Source organism: Peterkaempfera griseoplana (assembly GCF_001418575.1).
In the GTDB taxonomy this organism is placed as follows: Bacteria; Actinomycetota; Actinomycetes; order Streptomycetales; family Streptomycetaceae; genus Peterkaempfera; species Peterkaempfera griseoplana.
Genome location: NZ_LIQR01000031.1, coordinates 1 through 6,218, shown reverse-complemented (window position 1 = coordinate 6,218; position 6,218 = coordinate 1). Strand labels below are relative to the sequence as shown.

The 6,218-nt window shown below is 71.4% G+C and carries 5 protein-coding genes and 1 pseudogene; 2 read left to right on the top strand and 4 right to left on the bottom strand.

Annotated elements, in window-relative coordinates; all coding sequences use genetic code 11:
• Positions 1 to 97 precede the first annotated feature (97 nt).
• Positions 98 to 874, bottom strand: coding sequence for a PAQR family membrane homeostasis protein TrhA (gene trhA, locus AOK09_RS02315; RefSeq protein WP_079062661.1), 777 nt, complete (start codon positions 872 to 874; stop codon positions 98 to 100).
• A 276-nt stretch (positions 875 to 1,150) separates the two neighbouring features.
• On the opposite strand from trhA, the gene AOK09_RS02310 reads away from it, so the two are divergent.
• Entirely contained in the window at positions 1,151 to 2,968 is a 1,818-nt protein-coding gene (locus tag AOK09_RS02310; protein ID WP_055585391.1) for a phosphoenolpyruvate carboxykinase (GTP), read from the top strand.
• A 122-nt stretch (positions 2,969 to 3,090) separates the two neighbouring features.
• Here the strand turns inward: AOK09_RS02310 and AOK09_RS02305 are convergent, their stop codons facing one another.
• From AOK09_RS02305 to AOK09_RS02295, 3 genes are all read right to left on the bottom strand, one after another.
• Positions 3,091 to 3,600 carry an SCO4983 family protein gene (locus tag AOK09_RS02305; RefSeq protein WP_055585390.1) on the bottom strand — a complete coding sequence of 170 codons (510 nt, stop codon included), beginning with the start codon at positions 3,598 to 3,600 and terminating at the stop codon, positions 3,091 to 3,093.
• Positions 3,601 to 3,702: 102 nt separating this feature from the next.
• Positions 3,703 to 4,356, bottom strand: a complete 654-nt coding sequence (locus AOK09_RS02300; protein ID WP_055585389.1) for a hypothetical protein — start codon at positions 4,354 to 4,356, stop codon at positions 3,703 to 3,705.
• Positions 4,357 to 4,437: 81 nt separating this feature from the next.
• Positions 4,438 to 5,652, bottom strand: a complete 1,215-nt coding sequence (locus AOK09_RS02295; protein ID WP_055585388.1) for a pyridoxal phosphate-dependent aminotransferase — start codon at positions 5,650 to 5,652, stop codon at positions 4,438 to 4,440.
• Positions 5,653 to 5,762: 110 nt separating this feature from the next.
• Between AOK09_RS02295 and AOK09_RS02290 the strand changes: the two are divergent.
• Positions 5,763 to 6,218: pseudogene (locus AOK09_RS02290) on the top strand (prepilin peptidase); the annotation flags it as partial.

The following is a 6,218-nucleotide window of genomic DNA, read 5'->3' as shown; positions in this document are numbered from 1 at the left end:
GGCTGCCGGGGCCGGTGGGGGGCGGTCGGTGGAGCACTGCGAGCGGTGCCGGCGGGCGCGGGAGGCCGCTGTGGCCCGCCGGCGTGGCGGGACGACCTCAGGCGGTCGCCGAGTACGCCACCATCGACACTCCGATGTACTGGACGATGAAGGCGGCCAGCGTCAACGAGTGGAACACCTCGTGGAAGCCGAACCAGCGCGGTGACGGGTCGGGTCGCTTGAGGCCGTACACCACGCCGCCGACGCTGTAGAGCAGCCCGCCGGTGACGATCAGGACCAGGACGGTCACGCCGCCGGTGTGCAGGAAGTCCGGCAGGAAGAAGACCGCGGCCCAGCCCAGCGCCAGGTAGCAGGGGGTGTAGAGCCAGCGCGGCGCACCCACCCAGAAGACTCGGAAGCCGATCCCGGCGAGCGCGCCCGCCCAGACCAGCCAGAGCAGCACCTCGCGCCGTCCGCCGTGCAGCAGCAGCAGGGTGAAGGGCGTGTAGGTGCCCGCGATGATCAGGAAGATGTTGGCGTGGTCCAGGCGGCGGAGCACGGCTTCGCCGCGCGGCCCCCAGGTGAAGCGGTGGTACACCGCGCTGACGCCGAAGAGCAGCCAGGCCGACACCGAGTAGACGGTGCAGGCGATCGTGGCCCTGGGGGTGCTCGCCAGGCAGATCAGGACGATGCCCGCGGCCACCGAGGCGGGGAACATGCCCGCGTGCAGCCAGCCGCGCAGTTTGGGCTTGAGCGGGCGTACGGCCGCGGCGACCTGCCCGCCGATCTGCCCGGCGAGCTGTTCGGCGGTGCGCTCCGCGGTGGCGGGGTACGCGGCAGGGGGAGTGGCGTCCGCCGGGGCGGTCGCGGGGTTCGGGGTGTCCTCCGCAGTCATGGTCGACATGCTACCTACGCGACCGTAGGTTACCGTCAGGTATAACGTGGCGATGGTCACTTCCCGGCCGGTGCCTTCGCCGCAAGCAGCGCGGTCGGATGCCTTCGATGCGGCGGATTTTCCGGTTCGTCGCCCGTTTGATCACCGGAAAGTCACGGCCGAAGCCCCTTCGACGTGAGGGGTGGTATGTCGCATTGAGTCCTGCGGGGATACCCTGCCGACAACCCTCAACCCCGACGCCGGTTCAATGACGAACCGGCGTGAAACGGAGCGATCGTGTCGTACGAGAACTCTGCCCTCAACAACTCCGCCCCCACCAAGCACAAACGACTCCTGGCCTGGGTGAACGAGATCGCGGAGCTCACCCAGCCGGACCGTGTCGAGTGGTGTGACGGCTCGGAGGAGGAGTACCAGCGCCTGTGCGAGCTGCTGGTCGAGAAGGGCACCTTCACCAGGCTCAATCCCCGTAAGCGCCCCAACTCCTACTACGCGGCCTCGGACCCCGGCGACGTGGCCCGCGTGGAGGACCGGACCTTCATCTGCTCCGAGAAGGAGGAGGACGCAGGTCCGACCAACCACTGGAAGCAGCCCGCCGAGATGCGTGCCGTCTTCGACGAGGTCTTCCGGGGTTCCATGCGCGGCCGCACCATGTACGTGGTGCCCTTCTCCATGGGCCCGGTGGGCTCCCCGCTCGCCGCCTACGGTGTGGAGATCACCGACTCCGCGTACGTCGCGGTGTCGATGCGGGTCATGACCCGGATGGGCCGGGCCGTGCTGGACCACCTCGGTGAGGACGGCGACTTCGTCCGCGCCGTGCACAGCGTGGGTGCCCCGCTGGCCGACGGCGAGGCCGACGTGGCCTGGCCGTGCAACACCACCAAGTACATCTCGCACTTCCCGGAGACCAGGGAGATCTGGTCGTACGGCTCCGGCTACGGCGGCAACGCCCTGCTGGGCAAGAAGTGCTACGCCCTGCGCATCGCCTCCACGATGGCGCGTGACGAGGGCTGGCTGGCGGAGCACATGCTGGTGCTCAAGCTGACCCCGCCGACCGGTGCCCCCCGCTATGTGGCGGCGGCCTTCCCGTCCGCCTGCGGCAAGACCAACCTGGCGATGCTCCAGCCCACCATCCCGGGCTGGAAGGTCGAGACCATCGGCGACGACATCGCCTGGATGCGGTTCGGCGAGGACGGCACCCTGCGGGCCATCAACCCGGAGGCCGGCTTCTTCGGCGTCGCGCCGGGCACCGGCCGTGACACCAACTCCAACGCCATCGACACCCTGTGGGGCAACACCGTCTTCACCAACGTCGCGCTGACCGACGACGGTGACGTCTGGTGGGAGGGCCTCACCGACGAGCCCCCGGCGCACCTCACCGACTGGCGGGGTGACGACTGGACGCCGGAGAGCGGCACCCCGGCCGCCCACCCCAACGCCCGGTTCGCCGTCCCGGCGGCGCAGTGCCCGACCATCGCCCCCGAGTGGGAGGACCCGGCCGGCGTCCCGATCTCGGCGATCCTCTTCGGCGGGCGCCGCGCCAGTGCCGTCCCCCTGGTCACGGAGTCCTTCGACTGGCAGCACGGCGTCTTCCTGGGCGCCAACGTGGCCAGCGAGAAGACCGCCGCGGCCGAGGGCACCGTGGGTGAGCTGCGGCGCGACCCGTTCGCCATGCTGCCGTTCTGCGGCTACAACATGGGCGACTACTTCGGCCACTGGGTGAAGCTGGGCAAGCAGGCCGACCCGGCGAAGCTGCCGAAGATCTACTACGTGAACTGGTTCCGCAAGAACGCCGACGGCAAGTTCGTCTGGCCGGGCTTCGGCGAGAACAGCCGCGTGCTGAAGTGGATCGTCGAGCGGCTGGAGGGCACCGCCGAGGGCGTGGAGACCCCGATCGGCATCCTGCCGACCGAGGACACCCTCGACCTCAAGGGCCTCGACCTCACCCAGGAGGACCTGGAGCTGCTGCTCTCCGTCGACCGTGACATCTGGAAGCAGGAGGCCGCGCTGATCCCGCCCCACCTGGAGCTCTTCGGCGACCACACGCCGAGCGAGCTGTGGGACGAGTACCACAGGCTGGTGGAGCGGCTGGGCTGACGCCCCGTCACCGACTCGGCACCGTACGGCCGGAGCCCCGGCCAGGCGATCACCCCGACCACGGATCGCCTGGACCGGGACTCCGGCCGTCGGTGTCCACGGGCGGGGCGTGCGGGCGGCGGTCAGCCGGCGCGCAGCGCCCGGCGGGCCGCGTCATGGGCGTCCATCCGCCGGCACGCCAGCATCGCGGTGGCGGTGTCCTGCTGGGCGGCGGCCACCACCAGCACCCGCCCGGCCAGCGTGTGGGCGTGGGCGTGCAGCTCGGCGAGCGTGCCGCCGGCGGCGGCGCCGGGCCGATGGCGCAGCCGCAGCCGGGCTCCGGTGGGCGAGAGGTCGCCGATGCGCTCGGTGATGTGGCGTACCGCCGCCACCAGGTCGGTCTGCTGGGCCGCGAGCGCCTGGTCGGACCCGTCCGCCTCCAGCGCTGCGGCGGTGGCCCGGCGCAGTTCGGTGGTGGCGGTGAGCAGTGCCGTGAGGTGGCCGGCGAGCTGGTCCCGCAGGTGGGCGGGGCGGTCGGGGCCGGGTGGGGTGTGCTCGCTGCTGTTGTGGCGTGCCGGGTGCGGCGCAGCGGCGGCGGCCGTGGCGGGCTCCCGCAGGGTGTGCACGGACTTGTGCCGTATCGGCTCGTACATGGGCGCCCTCCTTACGGTGAGTACATCCTAACTTGGACTGAGTCTAAATCGTTCGCCGCAGGAAGTCAGGCGGTGGAGCGCCGGATCTCGGGATGCGGAACGTCAGGACGAGTGCGGCCTGATGGTGAAGGGGAGGCTCCGGGCCCGGCGCGCGGACCGCAGGGCACAGCCCACGAGAACGAGGACGAGCAGGGCGAGCGCGCTCAGCGCCACCTCCGCCTCCCCCACGGGGGCGAGATCGTCGCGGCCCCCCTTCTCGGGTGCCTGCCGGCCCAGCGGATCGACCGTCACCTGCAGACGGTCCCCTACCTGGTACCCGTCGCAGGGACTCAGGGAGTGGGGGATGCTCCGGCCGTCCACCTGGTGCAGGGTGCAACTCCTGGCGTCGCCCCTGCCCGCACTCCTCTGTACCGACGTCACCACCGCTTCCACCTGCTCTCCCCGCCGGGCCAGCGCCTGGTCGGTCAGCGCCGCACTGCCGACCAGGAGGAAGGCGGCGCAGAGCAGTGCCACAACGACCTGGGTGGGTCTGCCGCCACCGGCCTTCGTCGCGGCGAAGCCGACCGCGACCGCCGTCAAGGCCACGGTCATCGCCGTGGGCCACTCTGCTCCACCCCAGCGGAGCGCGACCGTAGCTGCGACACCCGCGCCCACCGCCAGCGCCAGCAGCGGGACGGCCACGCCGCGCCACGGCTCGCGCTTCCTCATGCTGGGCCGTCGCTGCCGGTCGGCTTCGAGGCCGGGCGTCCATGGCATGGCGACTCCTGCGGGTGCGTCGGATGTCCGCATCATCGCAGCGGGAGGGCCGCAGTGGCAGCGATTACCGACAGGCCTCCGTCAGGGCTGGGCGTACCCCTGCAGGAAGGTCCCGATGCGGTGCACCGCGTCCGTGACGTCCTCCGGACGGGGGAGGGTCACCAGGCGGAAGTGGTCGGGCTCCGGCCAGTTGAAGCCGCTGCCCTGCACCACCAGGATGTGCTGGGACCGCAGCAGGTCCAGCACCATCTGTCCGTCGTCCTTGATCTTGTAGACCTTGGGGTCCAGCCGGGGGAAGGCGTACAGCGCCCCCCGGGGCTTGACGCAGCTGACCCCCGGGATGTCGTTGAGCAGCGTCCACGCCGCGTCCCTGGAGGCCAGCAGCCGGCCGCCGGGCAGCACCAGGTCCTTGATCGACTGTCGTCCGCCGAGCGCCGCCGCCACCGCGTGCTGCGCAGGCATGTTGGCGCAGAGCCGCATGTTGGCGAGGATCGACAGGCCCTCGATATAGCTGGTGGCGTGCTTCCTGGGCCCCGACAGCGCCATCCACCCCGAGCGGAAACCCGCCACCCGGTACGCCTTGGACAGCCCGTTGAAGGTCACACAGAGCAGGTCGGGGGCGAGCGAGGCGGTGGGGATGTGGGTGGTGCCGTCGTAGAGGATCTTGTCGTAGATCTCGTCCGAGTAGATCAGCAGCCGGTGCCGCCGGGCGATCTCCACCAGCCCCTCCAGCAGCTCCACCGGGTAGACCGCACCGGTGGGGTTGTTGGGGTTGATCACCACGATGGCGCGGGTGCGGTCCGTGACCTTGGCCTCGATGTCGGCCAGGTCCGGGTACCAGTCCGCCTGCTCGTCGCAGCGGTAGTGCACCGCCGTACCGCCGGCCAGGCTCACCGACGCCGTCCACAGCGGGTAGTCCGGCGCCGGGACCAGCACCTCGTCCCCGTCGTCCAGCAGCGCCTGCATGGACATCTGGATCAGCTCGGAGACACCGTTGCCCAGGTAGACGTCCTCCACCGTCAGCCCGTGCAGACCGCGCTCCTCGTAGTGCATCACCACGGCCCGCCGGGCGGCCAGCAGCCCCTTGGAGTCGCCGTAGCCGTGCGCGGTGGCCAGGTTCCTCAGGATGTCCTGAAGGATCTCCGGCGGAGCCTCGAAGCCGAAGAGCGCCGGATTGCCGGTGTTCAGCTTGAGGATCCGGTGGCCCTTGTCCTCCAGCCGCATCGCCTCGTCGAGCACCGGCCCGCGGATGTCGTAGCAGACATTGGCGAGCTTGCTGGACTGGATCACCTGCATGCGGCTCACTTTACGGGCCGTCCACAACCCCCGCCCCGTGTTGTTCACCACGTGGACCTGATCTCACCCGTGGCGCTTAGACTGCGGAACGTCACCGGGGGGAGCCGGCCATGTCACTCACGCACCTTCCCGCGGCGCTGGCCGGAGCCGCCGCCGGACTGGCGGCCGGACCCGCACTGCGCGGCGTGGTCGCCCGGCACACCGCCGCCCCGCGGCTGCCTCTGGTCCAGGCCGCCGCCGCCACCGCCCTGGCGCTGCTCGGGGCCGCCACCGGATTCACCCCCGTGGCCGCCGCCCTGGGCTGGGCCGCCCTGCTGGGCGTCGCGCTGGCCCTGGTGGACGCCGCGGAACACCGCCTCCCCGACGCCCTCACCGGCCCGGCCTTCGCCGGTACGGCGCTGCTGCTCGCCGCGGCCGCCCTGGCGGACGGCCGTCCGGGTGTCCTCATCCGCTGCCTGCTCGCCGCCCTGGCCCTGGGCGCCCTCTACGGAGCCATGGCCCTGGTCGCGCCCCTCGGACTCGGCGACGCCAAGCTCGCCCCCACCCTGGGCGCCCTGCTCGCCTGG